18 protein-coding genes are annotated in these 19,549 nt (G+C 61.8%); 10 read left to right on the top strand and 8 right to left on the bottom strand.

Annotated elements, in window-relative coordinates; translation table 11 throughout:
• Positions 1 to 31 precede the first annotated feature (31 nt).
• Both AC0GUR_RS00200 and coaE read left to right on the top strand, forming a co-directional pair.
• Positions 32 to 889 (top strand): prepilin peptidase, encoded by an 858-nt coding sequence (locus tag AC0GUR_RS00200; protein WP_472875445.1) that lies wholly within the window; start codon positions 32 to 34, stop codon positions 887 to 889.
• The gene (gene coaE, locus AC0GUR_RS00195) at positions 886 to 1,509 is read left to right on the top strand and encodes a dephospho-CoA kinase (RefSeq protein WP_472875444.1); all 624 of its coding nucleotides are present in this window, start codon (positions 886 to 888) and stop codon (positions 1,507 to 1,509) included. Before AC0GUR_RS00200 ends, coaE begins: the two co-directional genes overlap by 4 nt.
• Positions 1,510 to 1,516: 7 nt before the next feature.
• Here coaE and AC0GUR_RS00190 read toward each other — a convergent pair whose 3' ends face one another.
• The 4 genes from AC0GUR_RS00190 to lgt form a co-directional block, all read right to left on the bottom strand.
• On the bottom strand, positions 1,517 to 2,473 hold the full coding sequence (locus tag AC0GUR_RS00190; protein WP_472875443.1) for a Nudix family hydrolase: 957 nt from the start codon (positions 2,471 to 2,473) through the stop codon (positions 1,517 to 1,519).
• Positions 2,474 to 2,487: 14 nt separating this feature from the next.
• Complete coding sequence (locus AC0GUR_RS00185; protein ID WP_472875442.1) at positions 2,488 to 2,976, bottom strand: dihydrofolate reductase; 489 nt, start codon at positions 2,974 to 2,976, stop codon at positions 2,488 to 2,490.
• 95 nt (positions 2,977 to 3,071) lie between these two features.
• Entirely contained in the window at positions 3,072 to 3,866 is a 795-nt protein-coding gene (locus AC0GUR_RS00180; RefSeq protein WP_472875441.1) for a thymidylate synthase, read from the bottom strand.
• Between the two features lie 3 nt (positions 3,867 to 3,869).
• Complete coding sequence (lgt, locus tag AC0GUR_RS00175) at positions 3,870 to 4,760, bottom strand: prolipoprotein diacylglyceryl transferase (RefSeq protein WP_472875440.1); 891 nt, start codon at positions 4,758 to 4,760, stop codon at positions 3,870 to 3,872.
• A gap of 355 nt (positions 4,761 to 5,115) precedes the next feature.
• Between lgt and AC0GUR_RS00170 the strand changes: the two genes are divergently transcribed.
• Positions 5,116 to 8,064, top strand: a complete 2,949-nt coding sequence (locus AC0GUR_RS00170; RefSeq protein ID WP_472875439.1) for a TonB-dependent receptor plug domain-containing protein — start codon at positions 5,116 to 5,118, stop codon at positions 8,062 to 8,064.
• Positions 8,065 to 8,373: 309 nt separating this feature from the next.
• Positions 8,374 to 11,322, top strand: a complete 2,949-nt coding sequence (locus AC0GUR_RS00165; RefSeq protein WP_472875438.1) for a TonB-dependent receptor domain-containing protein — start codon at positions 8,374 to 8,376, stop codon at positions 11,320 to 11,322.
• A 95-nt stretch (positions 11,323 to 11,417) separates the two neighbouring features.
• Here the strand turns inward: AC0GUR_RS00165 and AC0GUR_RS00160 are convergent, their stop codons facing one another.
• From AC0GUR_RS00160 to AC0GUR_RS00145, 4 genes are all read right to left on the bottom strand, one after another.
• Positions 11,418 to 11,921 carry a TPM domain-containing protein gene (locus tag AC0GUR_RS00160; protein WP_472875437.1) on the bottom strand — a complete coding sequence of 168 codons (504 nt, stop codon included), beginning with the start codon at positions 11,919 to 11,921 and terminating at the stop codon, positions 11,418 to 11,420.
• Position 11,922: 1 nt separating this feature from the next.
• Positions 11,923 to 12,804: a TPM domain-containing protein gene (locus AC0GUR_RS00155; protein WP_472876274.1), complete on the bottom strand. Its 882-nt coding sequence runs from the start codon at positions 12,802 to 12,804 to the stop codon at positions 11,923 to 11,925.
• Positions 12,805 to 12,808: 4 nt separating this feature from the next.
• Positions 12,809 to 13,426, bottom strand: a complete 618-nt coding sequence (locus AC0GUR_RS00150) for a LemA family protein (RefSeq protein ID WP_472875436.1) — start codon at positions 13,424 to 13,426, stop codon at positions 12,809 to 12,811.
• A gap of 90 nt (positions 13,427 to 13,516) precedes the next feature.
• A complete protein-coding gene (locus AC0GUR_RS00145) occupies positions 13,517 to 13,888 on the bottom strand; it encodes a diacylglycerol kinase (protein ID WP_472875435.1) in 372 nt (123 codons plus the stop codon).
• 236 nt (positions 13,889 to 14,124) lie between these two features.
• Here AC0GUR_RS00145 and AC0GUR_RS00140 point away from each other — a divergent pair, with 236 nt between their 5' ends.
• The 6 genes from AC0GUR_RS00140 (at position 14,125) to pilV (ending at position 19,540) form a co-directional block, all read left to right on the top strand.
• Complete coding sequence (locus AC0GUR_RS00140) at positions 14,125 to 15,657, top strand: peptide MFS transporter (RefSeq protein ID WP_472875434.1); 1,533 nt, start codon at positions 14,125 to 14,127, stop codon at positions 15,655 to 15,657.
• Between the two features lie 120 nt (positions 15,658 to 15,777).
• Entirely contained in the window at positions 15,778 to 17,049 is a 1,272-nt protein-coding gene (locus AC0GUR_RS00135) for an ATP-binding protein (protein ID WP_472875433.1), read from the top strand.
• Positions 17,050 to 17,148: 99 nt separating this feature from the next.
• On the top strand, positions 17,149 to 17,712 hold the full coding sequence (locus AC0GUR_RS00130; protein WP_472875432.1) for a response regulator transcription factor: 564 nt from the start codon (positions 17,149 to 17,151) through the stop codon (positions 17,710 to 17,712).
• A 313-nt stretch (positions 17,713 to 18,025) separates the two neighbouring features.
• Positions 18,026 to 18,505: a type IV pilin protein gene (locus AC0GUR_RS00125; protein ID WP_472875431.1), complete on the top strand. Its 480-nt coding sequence runs from the start codon at positions 18,026 to 18,028 to the stop codon at positions 18,503 to 18,505.
• A gap of 4 nt (positions 18,506 to 18,509) precedes the next feature.
• Entirely contained in the window at positions 18,510 to 18,983 is a 474-nt protein-coding gene (locus tag AC0GUR_RS00120; protein ID WP_472875430.1) for a GspH/FimT family pseudopilin, read from the top strand.
• Positions 18,980 to 19,540: a type IV pilus modification protein PilV gene (gene pilV, locus AC0GUR_RS00115; protein WP_472875429.1), complete on the top strand. Its 561-nt coding sequence runs from the start codon at positions 18,980 to 18,982 to the stop codon at positions 19,538 to 19,540. The genes AC0GUR_RS00120 and pilV overlap by 4 nt, the downstream gene beginning before the upstream one ends.
• Positions 19,541 to 19,549 lie beyond the last annotated feature (9 nt).

Raw genomic sequence — 19,549 nt, 5'->3', positions numbered from 1 at the left:
AGAGGGGCTTTTATCGTTTCAGGAACAACGCATGCTCGACCTTCCCCTTTGGGCCTGGATCTTGGCCGCAGGTGTGCTCGGCCTCCTGGTTGGCAGCTTTCTCAACGTTGTGATCCTGCGCCTGCCGGAGCGGATGAAAGCCGAGTGGCGGCTGGATGCGTTTGACGCACTCGAATTGGAGCCCGATGGCAAGCCTTTGCCGCCGGGCATCGTGCGCGAGCCATCGCACTGTCCACACTGCCACCATGCGTTGGCGGCGAGGGACAATATCCCGGTGTTCGGCTGGTTGCTGCTGGGTGGACGTTGCAGGTACTGCAAGACTCGCATTTCCATCCAGTACCCGTTGGTTGAGCTGCTGAGCGGCGTACTCAGCGCCGCCATCGTCTGGAAGCTCGGCCCTCAATGGCCGGCCCTGGCCGGTCTGGTATTCACCTGGACGCTGATTGCGCTCGCCGGCATCGACTTTCGTACGCAGTACCTTCCCGATCAGCTGAACTATCCGCTGTTGTGGCTTGGATTGCTGCTGAGTCTGGCCACGGTGTTTGTAGCGCCGCACACGGCCATCCTCGGAGCGGCCATTGGTTACCTCAGCCTGTGGAGCGTCTATTGGTTGTTCAAGCTGCTCACCGGCAAGGAGGGTATGGGCTACGGCGACTTCAAGTTGCTGGCGGCGCTCGGTGCGTGGATGGGTCCTACCGCTCTGCTGCCCGTGGTGCTGCTGTCCTCGCTGATCGGCGCCCTGGTGGGTGGCACGCTGATTGCGTTGCGCAAGCATGGCCGTGACATCCCCATGCCGTTCGGTCCCTTTATCGCCGCGGCAGGTTGGGTGTGGTTTGTCGCGGGAGATTGGCTGCTGCAGCACTACATGCAGCTGACCGGCATGCGATGAGCACCCCCTCCCGTAGCTACGTGGTGGCACTCACCGGTGGCATCGCCGCTGGCAAGAGCGCGGTCTCTCATCGTTTTGAAGCGCTCGGTATCCACGTCTACGATGCGGACATCGCTTCGCGCGAAGTGATCGCCCGCGGCACGGATGGCCTGCGTGCCGTCGTTGAGCATTTCGGCAGCGACGTATTGGACGCCAGCGGACAACTTGACCGCGCCGCCATGCGCCAACGCGTTTTCGGCAACGATACGGAGCGACGCGCGCTGGAGGCCATCATTCATCCGCGCGTGCGCGCCTGGATGCACGAGTACGCCTTGGCGGATCTTGGCCCCTACTGCCTGCTCGCCATCCCCTTGCTCGCTGAGAATCTGGAGCACTATCGCTGGGTCGATCGCGTGCTGGTCGTCGATGCACCCGAAGCGGTGCAGCTCGATCGACTGATTCAACGCGACGGCATCGACGAAGCGCTGGCACGCCGCATGATCGAACGCCAGGCGTCACGTACCGAGCGCCTCACGCTGGCGCACGATGTCATCGAAAACAGCGGCGACGAGGCCACGCTGGATCACGCGGTGTCACAACTGCATGAACGCTATCTGACACTAGCTCACGCGACGCGCTGAGCGCAGCTCACCAGAATCCACGAATACCAGCGACACCCTGCCCGCCCAACTGCCTGGCTGTCGCCAGGTCAGCCTCGGTCATGCCACCCAGCGCGTAAACCGGTACGGCGGCCTGCTCAACCATGCTCGCAAACGCAGGCCAGCCCATGGGTGCCGTGCCCGGGTGTGAGGCGGTGGTAGCGACTGGCGACAGCGTGGCGAAATCAGCCAGCAGCAGCGCGCGCGTCAGCTCTTCGACGGCATGGCAACTTGCCCCCACCCACTGGCGAAGTGGTAGTGGGCGTTCGCCAAGATCTGCCAATTGCTGCGCCTTCAGCTGAACACCGACACCTTCGCCCAATGCCAGCGCACCTTCCACGTCACCACTCAGAATGAGTTGCGCCCCTCGGGCACGAGCGACGGGTAGCAACGCTGCCGCCAACTCACGCACGCGCTCAGGTGTCCAGAACGGGAGACGCAGCAGGATCAGACGCTCGCCCTGCTCGATCGCCCCAGCAATGCGCATCAGCCAGTCGCTGAACGCCTCGGGAGGCACGTCGGCGGGCGTCATGGGATAGCGAGCGGGTAACTGCAGCGCCCTGAGAATCGGTCGATCGGCGGGCGCCAGGATGGACAGGTCGACCTGCGCCGGCTGACACCATTGCAAAGCCTGATGCTCGAGTGACTCGAGCTCGCCCTGCCACGCACGAACGGTCCAGGCATCGAGCAGCAATGAGCGCTCGCCATAACGCCAGGGAATGTGGATGAGGGGGGTCGTCAAAGACGCATCAATACCCAGTTCTTCGCGCAACTCTCGAATCAGGCCGGCTTCGGGCGATTCACCGTCTTCCAGCTTCCCGCCCGGGAACTCCCACATGCCCGCCAGGTGTTTTCCCTGCGGCCGCTGCGCCAGCAATACGCGACCTTGCGCGTCGATCATCACACCCGCCATGACATGCATGGCCCGGGTTTCGGAGGAAGCCAACGCGCGGTATCCGATCAGTCGTTACGGATGTACTCGACCATATCGAAGTCGTAGGCGTGTTCGGCATCCTTCTTGTGATGCACGCGCGAGACTTCGGTCCAGTCGCTGAAATGCACACCCGGGAAAAAGGTGTCTGCACCGTCCACGGCGGCGTTTACCCAGGTCAGATATAGGCGCTTGGCCTGCGGCAGCGCTTCGGCGTACACCGCTCCGCCTCCGATCACCATCAGGCCGGTACCACCGGCCCGAGCCAGCCCTTCCGGCAGAGAACGCACCGTGATCTGACCCGGGAATGGCGCTTCATGCTTGCGGCTCAGCACCAGGTTCGGGCGATCAGGCAATGCGCGACCAATGGCAACGGCCGTGTTGTAGCCCATCAGCACGTACTTGCCTTGCGTGAGCTGCTTGAACCAGCGCAAATCGTCCGGCAGGTGCCAAGGGAGCTGCCCCTTACGGCCAATGGCGAAATTCTCGTCCAGCGCGGCAATCAGCGAAATAGCCATGGAAATCCTTGAGTCATCGACAGAAGAGACAGCTCACTGCACCGGCCGGTGGTGCCGCGCGGGGCCGATCTTAACAGGATGCGGCCCTGACCCGGTTACACCGCAACCGGCGCCTTGATCGCCCCATGCGGCTCATAGCCGACGATGGCGACATCCTCGAAACGGAAGTCGAACAACGATGGCACGTCGGGGTTGAGCTTGAGCTGCGGCAACGGTCGCGGCTCCCTCGACAATTGCAGGCGTGCCTGCTCCACGTGGTTGTTGTAGAGGTGCGCGTCGCCCAGCGTGTGCACGAAATCACCCACGCCCAGGCCGCACACTTGCGCGATCATGTGGGTCAGCAGCGCGTAGCTGGCAATGTTGAAGGGCACGCCGAGGAAGATGTCGGCCGAGCGCTGATACAGCTGGCAACTCAGCTTGCCGTCCGCCACGTAGAACTGGAACAACGCGTGGCACGGCATGAGCGCCATTTTCGGCAGCTCGCCCACATTCCACGCGCTGACCACCAGCCGACGCGAATTGGGGTTGCGCTTGATCTCGTCCACCACCCAGCGGATTTGATCGACCGTGCCCCCATCCGCCGTAGGCCAGGCCCGCCATTGCTGGCCATAGACAGGGCCAAGCTCGCCGTGCTCATCCGCCCATTCGTCCCAGATGCTGACGCCGTTTTCCTTGAGGTAGGCGATGTTGGTGTCGCCCTGCAGGAACCAGATCAGCTCATGGATGATCGACTTCAAATGAAGCTTTTTGGTGGTGACCAGCGGGAACCCCTGCGCGAGGTCGAAACGCATCTGCCAACCAAACACGCTACGCGTGCCGGTGCCCGTGCGATCACCCTTTTCCGTACCGTGATCCAGTACGTGCTGCAACAGATCCAGATACGCGCGCATGGGTTACTCCTTGCCAGGCATGGAAACGGTGTAGAGGCGCAAGACCGGCGCCTTGCGCGCCATCACCAGCAGCACCACACCGATAAGGATCAGCGGCAACGACTGGATCTGACCCATGGTCAACCAGCCCCACGCCAGATAACCAAGCTGCGGATCGGGCACGCGCACAAACTCCACACCGAAGCGGAAGCAGCCATACATCAGCGCAAACAAGCCGGACACCAGATAACGCGGCCTGGGCTTCAACGACACCAGGAACAGCACGGTGAACATCACCACACCTTCGAGCAGCATTTCATAGAGCTGTGAAGGGTGTCGCGGCAATCCACCGAACTGCGCGAGGGCGGCCTGCCATTGCGGATGTGACGCGGCCCAATCGACATCGGCGCTGTGGGCATTGGGAAAGAGCATCGCCCACGACACATCGCTGGGCTTACCCCACAGTTCACCGTTGATGAAGTTGCCCAGGCGCCCCAGCCCCAGACCTATGGGCACCACCGGCGCGATGAAATCCACGGTGTCGAGGAAATGCATGGCGTGCCGGCGCGACCACCACAAACCGGCCGTCAACACGCCCAACAAGCCACCATGAAAACTCATGCCGCCATCCCAGACGCGGAACAGCGCCAGCGGGTCTTTCCAGATCCAGTCGATGTCCGCGTAGAACAGCATGTACCACACGCGGCCACCGGCGATGACACCCATCATCATGTAGAACACCAGATCGCCCAGCGCATCGCGCGTCACCGGCAATCGGCCCTGGCGACGGCGGTATTCGGCCAGCAACCATGCGCCCGCGAAGCCCCCCAGATACATAAGGCCATACCAGTGAATCTGTAGCGGCCCGAGGTGAAAGGCAACCGGGTCGAAGGCTACGGTGAAAGGCTGCGTCATGTGCAAACAGGGCGGTGGCAAAGCGCAAGTGTAGCGATCTCACCCCAACAAGACAGGGGGTTGCCATCGCCACCGTGATGGCACCACACATGCCACGGTAAGCGGGCATTTCGTACACCCTTACGACAAAAACACGCTAAGTCCTTACACAAAGCCATCTATCAGCTGACTGTTTCAGTAGGCTTGCACCTGCACGTCACTTTGTTTTAACGTCGGGATTACATCGCCTGTCCCCCAAGCCCGGCGATGCCACGGCGTGGCGACCCCTCCCCAGGGTTCCGCGTCTCATCCCAAGGACCTGATGACCAGCCCTCGTGCGCTGGCTGACGGCTATTTTTTGTTCGGAGTTCCAACAATGAAGCAAAAGACACTGCTGGCTACTGCCATCGCCGCAGCGCTCGTGCTGCAGACGTGGTCGGTGGCCGCACAGGATGCTGCCCCCGCTAAGGCTGATCAGGGTTCGGCCAAGAGCCTCGAAACCGTCACGGTGACCGGTTCGCGCATTCGTAGCGTGGACGTGGAAACCTCACAGCCGGTCTTCACCATGGACAGGGCGGCCATCCAGGCCACCGGTCTGACCAATGTCAACGACATCCTCGCCCGCATGCCGTCCATGGGCACTCCCGACATCACCCCGCAGGACACCTTGTCCTCCGGCGCTGACGTTGGCGGTCGTTATGTGAATCTCCGCAACCTGGGTTCGGCTCGTACCCTGGTGCTGGTCAATGGCCGTCGCTGGAGCACCAGCCTCAATGGCCTGACCGACGTGTCGACCATCCCGGTCTCGATGATCGAGCGCATCGACATCCTCAAGGATGGCGCCTCCTCCATCTACGGCTCCGACGCCATCGGCGGCGTGGTGAACATCATCACCAAGGAGAAGTTCGACGGCGCCGAAGCCAGCGTCTACTACGGCCAGAACGGCAAGGGCGACGGCGAGACCCAGAATTACGCCTTCACCTGGGGTCACTCCGGCGAAAAGAACTCCATCATCATCGGCGCTGCCTACCAGCAGACCGACCCGATGTGGGACAACAAGCGCGATGAGACCCGCTACGCCGACGGTGGCCGTCACCCGAACGACGGCTGGAGCTCGACTGGTCCGTACGGCCGCATTCTCGATCCGAGCGCCGCGGGCACGCCGGGCGCCGGCGCCTACAACTCGGCTGGCAAGTGGGTTCCGAACCAGTACGCGATCAATCACGGCGCCACGGATTCCGCCAACCTCGCCAACTACCATCCGTTCGATGGCAGCACCAACGCCGACCGCTACAACAGCTCGCAGGACATGACGTTCCGTGCCGGCACCAAGCTGAAGAACCTGTTCCTGCAGGACAACTACAAGCTGACCGACAACATCACGCTGCACGGCATGGCCGATGCCAGCGTGCGTGACTCGTCCACGCAGTTGGCCGGCTACCCGTTCTCCACCGGTAACACGGTGGGTGACCTGTTCCCGCACGGCGTGCAGATCAGCGGCCAGAACGCCTACAACCCGTTCCCGGGCGAAAATGTGTCGTTCTTCCGTCGCACGGTGGAAATGCCGCGCGTCACCGACACGCACTCCAAGATCTACAACATCAACGTGGGTGCGCAGGGCTACTTCCAGTTCCTCGGTCATGACTGGAGCTGGGATGCGGACTACAGCTACTCGCAGAACAAAATCCATCTGTCGACCACCGGCAACCTGGACCTGACCAAGGCGCAGGCAGCACTGGGCCCGACCACCGTCGTCAATGGTCAGCTGGCTTGCGCCAACGCTGCCGATCGTGCAACTGGCTGCGTGCCGTGGAACATCCTGGCAGGCCCGGGCGCTACGCCGCAGGCCGTGTGGGACTACGTGGGCTATCACGAATCCGCACGCCAGGTCAGCTCCACCGATGACTACACCGCCAACGTGTCCGGCGGCCTGTTCGACATGCCGCTCAGCGCCGGCACCGTCAACCTGGCCGTGGGCGTGGAGCATCGTGGCCTGAAGGGCAGCTACCGCCCGGACGCCTACGTTGCCCAGGGCTACACCACCGACCTGGCCGCCAATGCGACCTCCGGCAAGTACTTCACCAACGAAGCGTACGCCGAACTCGACGTGCCGCTGCTGCGTGACCTGCCGGGTGCCCAGGAACTGGGCATCAACATCGCCAGCCGCTACTCGAACTACAGCAACTTCGGCAGCACCACCAATAACAAGTACAGCTTCCGCTACCGTCCGATCGAAGACTTGCTGGTTCGCGGCACGTTCGCCCATGGCTTCCGTGCGCCGACCATCAACGACCTGTACGGCGGCCCGGGCCAGAGCTTCGAGACCTTCATCGATCCGTGCGATACCGCTTTCGGTGCCGCAGCGACCAGCTCGACCGTTCAGGCCCGTTGCGCAGCCGCTGGCGTCCCGGCCGGCTACCGCCAGGTAGACGGCGCCGGCACGCCGATCAAGAGCAACACGGGTACGCAGACCCCGGTGCCGTTCGTCTCGGGCTCCAACCCGAACCTGCAGCCGGAACAGTCGATCACCCGTACGCTGGGCCTGGTCTACAGCCCGCACTACGTGGAAGGCCTGGACTTCACGGTTGACTACTACAACATCTACGTGAAGAACCTGATCTCGTCGGTCAACGCCAGCGAAATCCTGAACCTGTGCTACGTGCAGAACGATCCGTCGTACTGCGGTCGCTTCACCCGTGGCACCACGGCTGATGCGTCCACCGGTCTGGTACCGGGCTCGGTCAACCAGCTCAACGAAAGCGAAGCCAACCTCGGTACGCTGAAGACCTCGGGTTACGACCTCGGTATCCACTACCGTTTGCCGGAAACCTCGTTCGGCCGCTTCCGCATCGCTTCGGACAGCACCTACCTGACCAAGTACGAGACGGTCAGCGGCCCGGGCGCCACGCCGCAGGATCAGGTCGGCTTCTTCGCCAACGGCCAGGACGCGATCTACCGTCTGCGTTCGAACCTGCAGGTGGATTGGGACTTCAAGGAGTTCGGCGCCAGCTGGACGGTCCGTTACTACTCGGGCCTGAAGGACCAGTGCTACACCGCCACCGTCGAGTGCAGCTCGCCGAACTACACCAACCCCTGGTGGGGCACGGTGGGTATGAGCCAGAAGGGCTCGGTGGCGTTCAACGACGCACAGTTCCGCTACACCGCGCCGTGGAAGGGTGTGTTCACCGTTGGCGTGAACAACATCTTCAACAAGAAGGGCCCGTACTACTACAGCGTGCCGACCTCGGGTACCGGCTCTCCGCCGTACAACCCCGCGTTCGACATCGACCGTTACTGGTACGTGTCGTACAACCAGAAGTTCTAAGCTCGAAAGAGTCGAGATCTTCGAAAAGGGCGGGCCTTCGGGCCCGCTTTTTTTTGTTCCCAAACCGAGTCCGCTAATACACGTAGGTCGAGACCACCAGGCAAGGGCGCCTTGCGCCCACGCACACCGACAGCAATCGCTGGTTTGTGAGCATGGCCGCGCCTGCTTAACTTCGAATTCACATCGCTGCCGAACATGGACAAGCGATGTCGAGGCGTTGTGCCCCGCCCCACGGACACACGCCAAACCCCAGGCACCCAATGTCGAGCCCATGCGCCGACAGCTGGTTACTTTTGTTCGGAGTTAGGCATGAAGCAAAAAACACTGCTGGCTACGGCCATTACCGCTGCACTAATACTGCAGGCATGGTCGGTCACTGCACAGGACGCTGCCCCCGCTCAAGCGGATCAATCCAAGGCCAAGAGCCTCGACACCATCACGGTGACAGGTTCGCGCATTCGTAGCGTGGACGTGGAAACGTCACAGCCGGTCTTCACCATGGACAAGGCGGCGATCCAGGCCACGGGCTTGACCAATGTGAATGACATCCTTTCCCGCATGCCGTCCATGGGCACCCCCAGCATCACTCCGCAGGACACCCTGTCCTCCGGCGCTGACGTCGGTGGTCGTTATGTAAACCTGCGCAACTTAGGTTCGCAACGCACCCTGGTGTTGGTCAATGGCCGTCGCTGGAGCACCAGCCTGACCGGCCTAACCGACGTGTCGACCATTCCGGTCTCGATGATCGAGCGCATCGACATTCTCAAGGATGGTGCCTCTTCCATTTACGGCTCCGACGCCATCGGTGGCGTGGTGAACATCATCACCAAGGAAAAGTTCGACGGCGCCGAAGCCAACGTCTACTACGGCCAGAACGGCAAGGGCGATGGCCAGACTCAGAACTACAGCTTCACCTGGGGTCATAGCGGTGAAAAGAATGCCATCGTGATCGGCGGTGCCTGGGAACAGACCAAGACCATGTGGGATAACGAGCGTCCGGAAACACGTTACGCCAATGGAGCTCGCCACCCCGACGACAGCTGGAGCGCTACCGGCCCGTACGGCCGCATCATCGATCCGCGCGCAGCCGGCACGCCGGGTGCGGGTGCGTACGCCCCAGGCACCGGCAAGTGGACTCCGAACCAGTACGTCATAAACCACGGTGCGACGAACTCGGCGAATCTCGCCAACTACCACTTGTTCGACGGCAGCAGCAACGCCGACCGCTACAACAGCACGCAGGACATGACGTTCCGCGCCGGCACCAAGCTCAAGAACCTGTTTATCCAGGACAAGTACAAACTCACCGACAACATCACGCTGCACGGCATGGGTGCTGCCAGCGTGCGCGATTCCTCCAATCAGCTCGCCGGTTATCCGTTCTCGACCGGCAATAATGGTGTGGTCATCAGCGGCGACAATGCCTTTAACCCGTTCCCCGGTCAGGATCTGTCGTTTTATCGCCGCACGGTGGAGCTTCCGCGCGTGACCGATACTCACTCTAAGATCTACAACATCGATGTTGGCGCGCAGGGCTACTTCCAGTTTCTCGGTCATGACTGGAGCTGGGACGCGGACTACAGCTACTCGCAAAACAAGATCCACCTGAGCACCACCGGCAACTTGGATCTGAACAGGGCCCAGGCTGCGCTTGGCCCAACCACTTTCATCGACAGCCTGCCGGCTTGTGCCAACGCGTCCGATCGCGCCCAGGGCTGCGTGCCGTGGAACATCCTCGCGGGCCCTGGCGCCACGCCTTCGGCTGTGTGGAACTACGTGAACTACCACGAGTCGGCTCGTCAGGTCAGTTCCACCGACGACTACACCGCCAACGTCTCCGGCGGCCTGTTCGACATGCCACTCAACGCTGGCACGGTGAACTTGGCCGTGGGCGTGGAGCACCGCGGCGTGAAGGGTAGCTACCGCCCCGATGCCTACGTTGCCGCAGGCAACACCACCGATCTGGCCGCCAATGCGACCTCCGGCAAGTACTTCACCAACGAAGCGTACGCCGAGCTCGACGCGCCGCTGCTGCGCGACCTGCCGGGCGCCCAGGAGCTGGGCATCAACGTCGCCAGCCGCTACTCCCATTACAGCAACTTCGGCAGCACCACCAACAACAAGTACAGCTTCCGCTGGCGTCCGATCGAAGATCTGTTGCTTCGCGGCACCTTCGCCAAGGGCTTCCGTGCGCCGACCATCAGTGACTTGTACGGTGGCCCCGGGCAGAGTTTCGAAACCTTTCTGGATCCGTGCGATAACCAGTTCGGTGCTGCCGCCAGCAACGCGGACGTGCGTGCACGTTGCGCCGCTGCCGGAGTGCCGGCCACGTATCGCCAAACAGACGCATCCGGTACACCCATCAAGAACAATACGGGCACGCAAACCCCGGTGCCGTTCGTGTCAGGCTCCAACCCGAATCTGAAGCCGGAACAATCGACCACCCGCACCCTGGGCCTGGTCTACAGCCCGCATCAGGTCGAAGGGCTGGACTTCACGATCGATTACTACAACATCTACGTGAAAAACATTATCTCGTCGGTCAACGCCAGCGAGCTTCTCAACCTCTGCTACGTGCAGAACGACCCGACCTATTGCGGCCGCTTTACGCGTTCACCGGTGGCCGATCCGACCACCGGCCTGGTTGTGGGCTCGGTTGCCTCGCTCAACGAGAGCCTGTCCAATCTGGGCACGCTGAAGACCGAGGGCTACGACATCGGCATTCACTACAAGCTCCCGGAAACCGCAATCGGCCGCTTCCGCATCGCTTCGGACAGCACCTACCTGACCAAGTACGAAACGGTCAGCAGCCCAGGGGCGACGCCCAAGAACCAGGTCGGCTTCTTTGCTGCCGACAACGGTGCACAAGCGATTTACCGCCTACGCTCCAACCTGCAGGTGGACTGGGACTTCAAGGAGTTCGGTGCCAGCTGGACGATCCGCTACTACTCGGGCCTGAAGGATCAGTGTTACGACAACACCCCCGGGGCCTACGTCGAGTGCAGCTCGCCGAACTACACCAATCCCTGGTGGGGCACGGTAGGCATGAGCCAGAAGGGTTCGGTGGCGTTCAACGACGCGCAGTTCCGCTACACGGCTCCGTGGAAGGGTGTGTTCACCGTGGGCGTGAACAATATCTTCAACAAGAAGGCACCGTACTACTACAGCGTGCCGACGGCCGGTACCGGCAGCCCGCCGTACAACCCGGCATTCGACATCGACCGTTTCTGGTATGTGTCGTACAACCAGAAGTTCTAAACTCGAAAGAGTCGAGATCTTCAAAAGAAAAGGCGGGCCATTGGCCCGCCTTTTTCTTATGAGGGGTCACGCTCAAACCGTGCTAACTCAAAGTATCAAAGCAACACCGGTCGATCAGGCAGCTCATCCGGCTTCGCTTTATCATTCCCGGGAAAATGCCGCTTCAGCAAGGCGTGCGCTTCGTCGATGCCATCGAGGCATCCTTCACGCCATGCGCCCTTGGCAAATCGCGCAAGCATGTGATCGCGAATGCTGTCCCACTCAGCCTGAGTAACCGCCGCAGCGACACCGCGATCGGCCACAATCACAACACGGTGTTCGGCCATCAGCACGTAGAACAACACGCCGCTGTTGTGTTCGGTATCCCACACACGCAGTTGCGCAAACACTTGTTGCGCGCGTTGATAGGCATCCAGGCCCTCAAGCACCGCCACCGGCGCGAGCCGCGATTCAAGGGCAAAGCAGATCTCACCACCATGCTCCCGCTCGCCTTCGGCAATGGCGGCCGTCATGTCATCCAGCAGACTCTTGGGGAAGCGCTGGCGTAGCTGGAACCAGCCGTCGAACAGATTCATCAGCAGACGTTGCATGCGTGCCATGTCACCAGCTCCCTGACGAACCGCCACCGCCAAAACTGCCGCCGCCACCGCTGAATCCACCGCCACCGAAACCGCCACCGCTTCCGCCGCCGAAGCCGCCGCCACCGAAACCGCCCCAGCCACCGCCGCCGATGGACCGACCGGATCCTGCTGGCAGCAACATCAGCACACCACCGATCAGCGCGCCCATGATGCCGGCGCCAATGGACGAGGCGAGCAGCCAGACCAGGCCACCCGTAATCGCCGCACCCAGCGGCGTGCGGAACCACACAGCAGAGCGCCCGAAGATGCCTCGCAGGAAGAACGCCGCGAACACGCCGATCAAGAGCACGTTGCCGAAATGGGAGCCATGACGTTCGCGATTGCCACTCTCCACTGGCGGCGGCAAAGCCTCACCATTGACCAACTGAGTCAAGGCGCCCACCGCATCACTGATGCCGCCAAAGTAGTCATTGATGCGGAATTTGGGCGCGATGTACTCACGGATGATGCGTGCCGTTGCGGCATCGGGCACGGCGCCTTCCAGGCCGTAACCCACTTCCATGCGTACGCGGCGATCATTCTTGGCTACCAACAGCAGCAGACCATCATCCGTGCCCTTGCGACCAATCTTGTTAGCCTCGGCGACGGCCAGGGAATACTCGGCAATGTCCTGCGGCTGCGTGGAAGGCACCATCAGCACCACCAGCTGCGCACCCTTGGTTTTCTCCAGCGATACCAGCTTGGCGTCGAGCTGATCGATCTGCTGTGGTGTCAGCGTGCCCGTCAGGTCGGTGACGTGCCGGGTCAACGCGGGCACGCTGGGAGTGTCTTCGGCATGCAGCACCACCGGCGATAGCAGCGCTATCGCCAATAGAGCCAGCAGGCGCGCCATGCGCCGCATCATGTCAGTGTGCCGTGGCAGCAGGCGCCGGCGTGTTGCCGAAATCGACGGTCGGCGCAGTGGAGATGGCCTTCTCGTTGTCGACCGAGAAATTCGGCTTGACCTGATAACCGAACATCTTCGCCGTGAGATTGTTGGGGAAGGTACGGATCATCGAGTTGTATTCCTGCACCGCCTTCACGTAGCGATTGCGTGCCACGGTGATGCGGTTCTCGGTGCCCTCCAGCTGTGCCTGCAGGTTCTGGAACAAACCGTCCGCCTTGAGCTGCGGGTAGTTCTCGCTGACTACCATCAGGCGCGAGAGCGCGCTGGACAGTTCGCCCTGGGCGGCCTGGAACTGCTTGAGCTTCTGAGGATCATTCAGATCGTCGGTCGACAACTGCATGCTGCCCACCCTGGCGCGCGCGTTGGTCACCTCGGTGAGCACCTTTTCTTCATGCTGGGCATAGCCCTTCACCGTATTCACCAGGTTGGGCACCAGGTCGGCGCGGCGCTGGTATTGGTTGAGCACCTCGGACCATGCGGCCTTGACCGCTTCGTCCTGGCGCTGGATGGCGTTGTAGCCACAGCCCGAAAGGCCGGCGACGACCAGAAGCAAAGCAAGGACACGAAGAAGTTTCATGGGGGTACTCCAATCCGGTGGAGCCACCATTGCAGCATTCCGCTGTGACCGGCGCAATCTTGCGACGGTCTATCTAAGCGGAATGGATGGTCAGAACCAGCGGGGCCAGAGGATCAGCCCCCAGCTCAATGCCGTCAGCATCAGCAGGAGGAACACGGCCGCCGAGCCCATGTCCTTGGCGCGCCCAGCCAGCTCATGAAACTCCGGGCTCACCTTGTCCACCACGGCCTCTACCGCGGAATTCAGCAGCTCGGCCGATAGCACCAGAATGGGCGGCAGCACCAAGGCGATCTTTTCCAAGGGACCGTTACCTACCCACAAGCCCAGCGGCACCAGCACCACCGCCAGGCACACCTCCAGCCGAAACGAGGCCTCGTGGCGCCAGCCGGCGCGTAGCCCTTTCATGGACCACTTGAAAGCGTTCCAGATTTGCCGGGGTCCGCGAAAGCCGCTGGCGGCCATGATGTTTCTTCCTCTCAAGCATGCGGCACGGCCGCGCCCACTGGCGGCGGGCACAAGCCGGCAATGATGCCACAGCGCGCTTCTCAGAGGGGCCTGAAACGCAGGTTTCTGCGTGCGGCAGTGCAACGTCACCTGAATGACAGATGCGTTACTCTTGCCCACTTTGTGACCCCTTTCCGGGTCGCGCAAGCCGGCTGCCCTGCGGCCGTTGTATGAACTGCAGTACGGACAATTGAATGGCAATCCAGAATCCACCGGTCTCCCAGACCCGCTCGTTCAGCACCGTGTTTCTGATCGAGATGTGGGAGCGCTTCGGCTTCTACGGCATGCAGGTGCTCATGGTCACCTACATGATGAAGAAACTCGGCTTTGTCGACACCAAAGCCAACCTCGTCTGGGGTGCAGCCGCTGCATTGATCTACGCGACCCCTGCCATCGGTGGCTGGGTGGGCGACAAGCTCATTGGTACGCGTCGCACCATGCTCACCGGTGCCGTGGTGCTGACGCTTGGCTACGCCATGTTGTGGATTCCCTCCAACAATCCAACCCTGCTGTATACCGCTCTGGGTGTGATCATCGTCGGCAATGGTTTCTTCAAACCGAATGCCGGCAACCTGGTGCGCAAGATCTACGAAGGTGATGACGTGCGCATCGACAGCGCCTTCACCATCTACTACATGGCGGTGAACATCGGCTCGATGGTCTCGATGACGGCCACGCCCTGGATCCGCAATTACATCGGCGAGCTTTATGGCGATGCGATGGGTTGGCACACCGCCTTCGGCGCGTGCGCTGTCGGCCTTGCGCTTGGCCTGGTCAACTACTCGCTGATGCATCGCACGCTGGCCCACATCGGCTCGCCAGCAGACGATCAACCCGTGCAGTTCAAGCGCGTCCTGGCCTTGTTCTTCGCATCGCTCGCTCTGGTGTTCGTTGCTGCCTTCATTCTGCAGAGCTTGCTCGCGGCGAAAATCTGCGTGTACCTGGCCGGCATCGTGATCCTTGGCATCTTCGCGCGACTAATCAACGGCGCCGAGAAGAGCGAGCGCGCGGGCCTGATCGCTGCACTGGTGCTCACCGTGCAAACGATCTTCTTCTTCATCTTCTACGCACAGATGGCGACCTCGCTGAACCTGTTTGCGCAGAAGAACGTGAACCTCTCTTTCGACGCGTTTGGCGTCCACCTGTTCAACTGGATTCCGGAGCAGTACCAGAACCTCAACGCGATCTGGATCGTGATCCTGAGCCCGGTACTGGTGTTCATGTACAACACGCTGGGCCGCGTCGGCAAAGACCCATCGGTGGCGTTCAAGTTCGCGCTTGGTTTTGCCGCCGTGGCGCTGGGCTTCTTTATGTACGGCTTCGGCGCACTGAACGCGGTCGACGGCCAGGTGTCCTCCTGGACAATGGTCTGGGGCTACGGCCTGTATTCGCTGGGTGAGCTGCTGGTGAGCGGCCTGGGCCTGGCGATGATTGCCCGTTATGTGCCCGCTCGCATGGGTGGTTTCATGATGGGCGCTTACTACGTGGCCGTAGGCATTTCGCAGTACCTGGGCAGCGTGGTGGCCAACCTTGCCGCCATGCCGGAAAACATCAGCAGCCCGGTCGAGTCCTTGAACATCTACGTCAGCCTGTTCAACAAGCTCGGCTTTGTGGGTGTGGCTTGCACGGTGATCGCCGTGGCCATGCTGCCCCTGATGAATCGTCTGTCACGCAGCCACGCAGAAGCACATACGCCGCTGCCGGCCGTACACAGCGAAGAAGTCTGATCGCTATCCACTCGCCCCGCTCGTCGGGGCGAGTTCTTTTGGGGCCCTGCAGCGTCCATAGTGACGCACCAACCTGTGCGGGCTCGGGGGCAGCGGCACAAACCGGCTAGTATCCCGGCCATGAAACGCCCCACCTCCCAGCAACGCATCGGCCCCCGCACCCTTTTCCGTAGCCTCGCCTGGCTACGCATCTGCGCCATCGCCGGTCAAAGCACCGCAGTTCTGGTGTGCGCCTTTTGGATGAAGCTGGATATCCCGCTGCTGCCCTTGATGGTCGGCATCGGCTGGCTGGCCGTCTTTGCCGTATTCGCCGCGTGGCGCCTCGCTCAGCCCTGGCCGATTCGCCAATGGGAAACGATTCTGCATGTGGGTGTGGACACGCTGGTGCTTGGCTCCTTGCTGCATTTCACCGGCGGCGCCAGCAATCCCTTCATCACGCTGTTGTTGGTTCCCATTGCGCTGAGCGCCGCCGCACTGTCGGTGAATGCTGTGCTGGCCGTTGCTGCCCTCGTGGGTGTGGCCTATGCCGTGCTGTTGTTCTGGTATGTGCCACTACCGGTGTCCATGCATTCCACGGCCGGCGTTTCCTTGCACGTGCTTGGCATGGGCGTGAACTTCGTCATCATGGCCGTGCTGCTGGGCTTCTTTATCAACCGGCTCGCGCGCGCCGTTCGCCTGCAGCAACTGGAAGTGCAGCGCGTCCGCGAACGCGCACTACGCGATGAAGGCATTCTCGCCATCGCCACGCAGGCAGCCGGCGCGGCCCACGAGCTGAACACCCCTTTGGCAACCATGCGCACGCTTTTGCCGGAGCTGCGCCGCGAACACGCCACCGATACCGCACTGTCAGACGACCTGACCCTGCTCGAAGGCCAGGTGGATCGATGCCGTACCATTCTTCGCGAGATGGTCGCCTTCGGTAAGCAACAGCTGTCCCAGGAACCCGAGCAGCTCACCGTCGACAACTTCATTCACGGCTGCCTGGAACGCTTCCAACTGCTGCGGCCCGAAGCCGACCTGGCCCTCGCGCTGGACCAGGAAGCCGGACGCACCGTCCTTCGCACGCCCCCCGGCCTGCGCCACGCCCTGCTCAACCTGCTGAACAACGCGGCAGATGCCTCGGCTCTCAGGCAATCCCAGGCCGTCGCGCTGACCGTAAGGCGTGACAGTGGCTGGCTGGAGCTCATCGTGACCGACCATGGCCCCGGCTTCTCCGATACCGATGAGCTTTCCGTACTCGGCCAGTCGCAGAAACAGACCGGGCTGGGCATTGGCCTGGCATTGGCAGAGGCCACCGCCGAGCGCCTCGAGGGCGAGCTGATCGCGACCAATACCGGCAGCGGCGCCCAGATGCACCTGCGCCTGCCCCTGTCAGTGATCGCCGCGTCATAATCAATGCGGCGGATAGTCACAGTGGCACATGGCCACATGTGAATGCTTTGTCGCAGCGACGAAAATAGGCGCGACCGGCCCTGAGCCGCGGAGACGACCATGAGTGACCAGCAACTTCTTATCATCGATGACGACGCCACTTTCGCCCGAGTTCTGGCACGTGCCATGAGCTCGCGCGGCTTTGAGGTCATCACCGCCAGCAACGCCGACGAGGCCCGCGCACTTACCCGTCGCCACCAGCCGCGTTATTGCGTGCTCGACCTGAAGCTCGGCGATGAAAACGGCCTGCGCCTGATTCCGGAACTCCAGGCGCTGGTACCGGAGATTCGCGTACTGCTTCTCACCGGCTACGCGTCGATTGCCACTGCCGTCGAAGCCATCAAGCGCGGCGCACATGATTACCTGGCCAAGCCGGTAGACGCCGATGCGGTGGTTCGTGCCCTGCTCGACGGCGACACCCAGTCTCCCGACGACGAATTGATCGACGCCCCGGAAGCACCGCTCGCGCTCCGCCGCCTGGAGTGGGAACACATCCAGCGCGTGCTCACCGAATGCGACGGCAATATCTCCGAAACCGCCCGCCGTCTCGGCATGCACCGCCGCACGCTGCAGCGCAAGCTCAGCAAGCACCCGGTGCGCGAGCGGCCGGATAGCGAAGACTAAGCCCACCGCATCGATCACCCCGGCCTCGCCCCTGAGACAACGAGGCCGTGGTGACGAAAAATTGACGCTTCATTGGCACATTGAGTGCAAGACATTCGGCACGGCGGTGATCTACGCCAACCGGCCTAATGTCGAATCCGCAAGTCACTCGTAAGCTTTAGTCAAGTGCCAAAAGTGTATCAACTGTGACACACTGCACCGCATCGGCTCCCTTCTAGAAAAGGGATGCCAATGCGGCGCGCATTAAACGCCACAGGGGGATCAAGGAGGATCGTCAACTCATCCATTCAGGAGTCCTTTTAGGGGGGGACGAATGAAGAGAGACGACTCTCGGGTATTACTCGATTCGCAGTGCGTGCAAAGCAGCGGTGCCGTACTGGCGCGCGGCTTCACTCTGATCGAACTCATCATCGCCGTTGCCATCGTTGCGATCCTGGCCGCCATCGCGCTGCCCAGCTATCACAACCACGTGATGCACGCTAACCGTAATGCTGCCGAGGGCGTGATGCTCGACATGGCGGCAGCGCAAGAGCGGTTCCTCATCGACAACCGCGCGTACGCCACCAGTGCGACGCAGCTTGGCTATGCCTCGCTACCGGATAACAACGGAGCCAACTACTCGATTGTGGTCGCGCCCACGGCTGGTCCGCCGCCGGGTTACACCATCACCGCCACACCCGTGGCGAATGGCCCGCAGGCCAGCGATTCACTCTGCAACATTCTCACCCTGGCCAGCGACGGCACCAAAGGTGTCCAGTCGGCCAGCGGGTCTCCTACCCAATGTTGGCAGTGAACCCATGCGCGCCCGCACCGAAGGTGGTTTCACACTGATCGAGCTGATCGTCACTGTGACAATTATTGTCATTTTGGCGCTGCTCGCCGTGCCCAATTTTGCTCCGATGCTGAACAAGCAGCGCATCAAGAATGCCTCGATGGATATCGTCGCATCGGTCTCCCTTGCCCGCAGCGAGGCCATCAAGCGAAACACCGTGGTCAACGTGTCGGCGAACGCGTCGGGTTGGAATGCCGGCTGGTCAGTTGCGCCGGGAACTGCTGCCGCCATCCGCAGTGAAAGTGCGCTGAGCGGGATCACCATCACCGAAGCCAATGCCAACACCCAGTTCCAGTTCGGTGGCAACGGGCGCATGCAACAGCCACTCAACGTGGCCTTCACCATCAAGCCCACGACGACCACCACCAGCGTGCAGCCCGTCTGCGTCAAAGTCGGCGCCACCGGGCGTGCCCAGATCCTGACGGGAGCCTGCTCATGAAGCATCAGCGAGGCATGTTGCTGATCGAGGTGCTGATCTCGATTCTCATCGCAGCGATCGCATTGCTCGGCACCATCGGTCTGTCGATGAAGTCGTCACACAACCAGATGGAGTCGTACCAGCGCGTGCAGGCACTGACGCTGGTGCAAGACATGGTGTCGCGCATGAACGCCAACCGCCAGGTGGCCGCGTGTTACTCCAATGGCTCCACCGGCACTGTCACCACGTCAGCGCTACCTTCATGCACGGTCAGCATCGTTGCGACCAGCACGGCAGCACAACAGGCGATGGTCAACGCCGACCTGGCTGCGTGGCAAAGCGAGCTGCAAGGTGCAAGCGAGGTCAATGGCACCACCAATGTCGGCGCCATGATCGGTGCAGTCGGATGCATCGCACTCACCGACCCCGTCAATAACGTCTACCGCATCACCGTGGCGTGGCAAGGCCTGACTCCCACCGCTGCGCCCTCGCCTACCTGCGGCAAAGGCAACTTTGGCAACGATGCTTTGCGCCGCGCCATTAGCGTCAAAATCCAGATCGGCAACCTCCTGTCATGACACGCCTAC

This window comes from Dyella sp. PARNA 12/25, from assembly GCF_055702865.1.
This window is presented reverse-complemented; position numbering and strand designations above follow the sequence as displayed.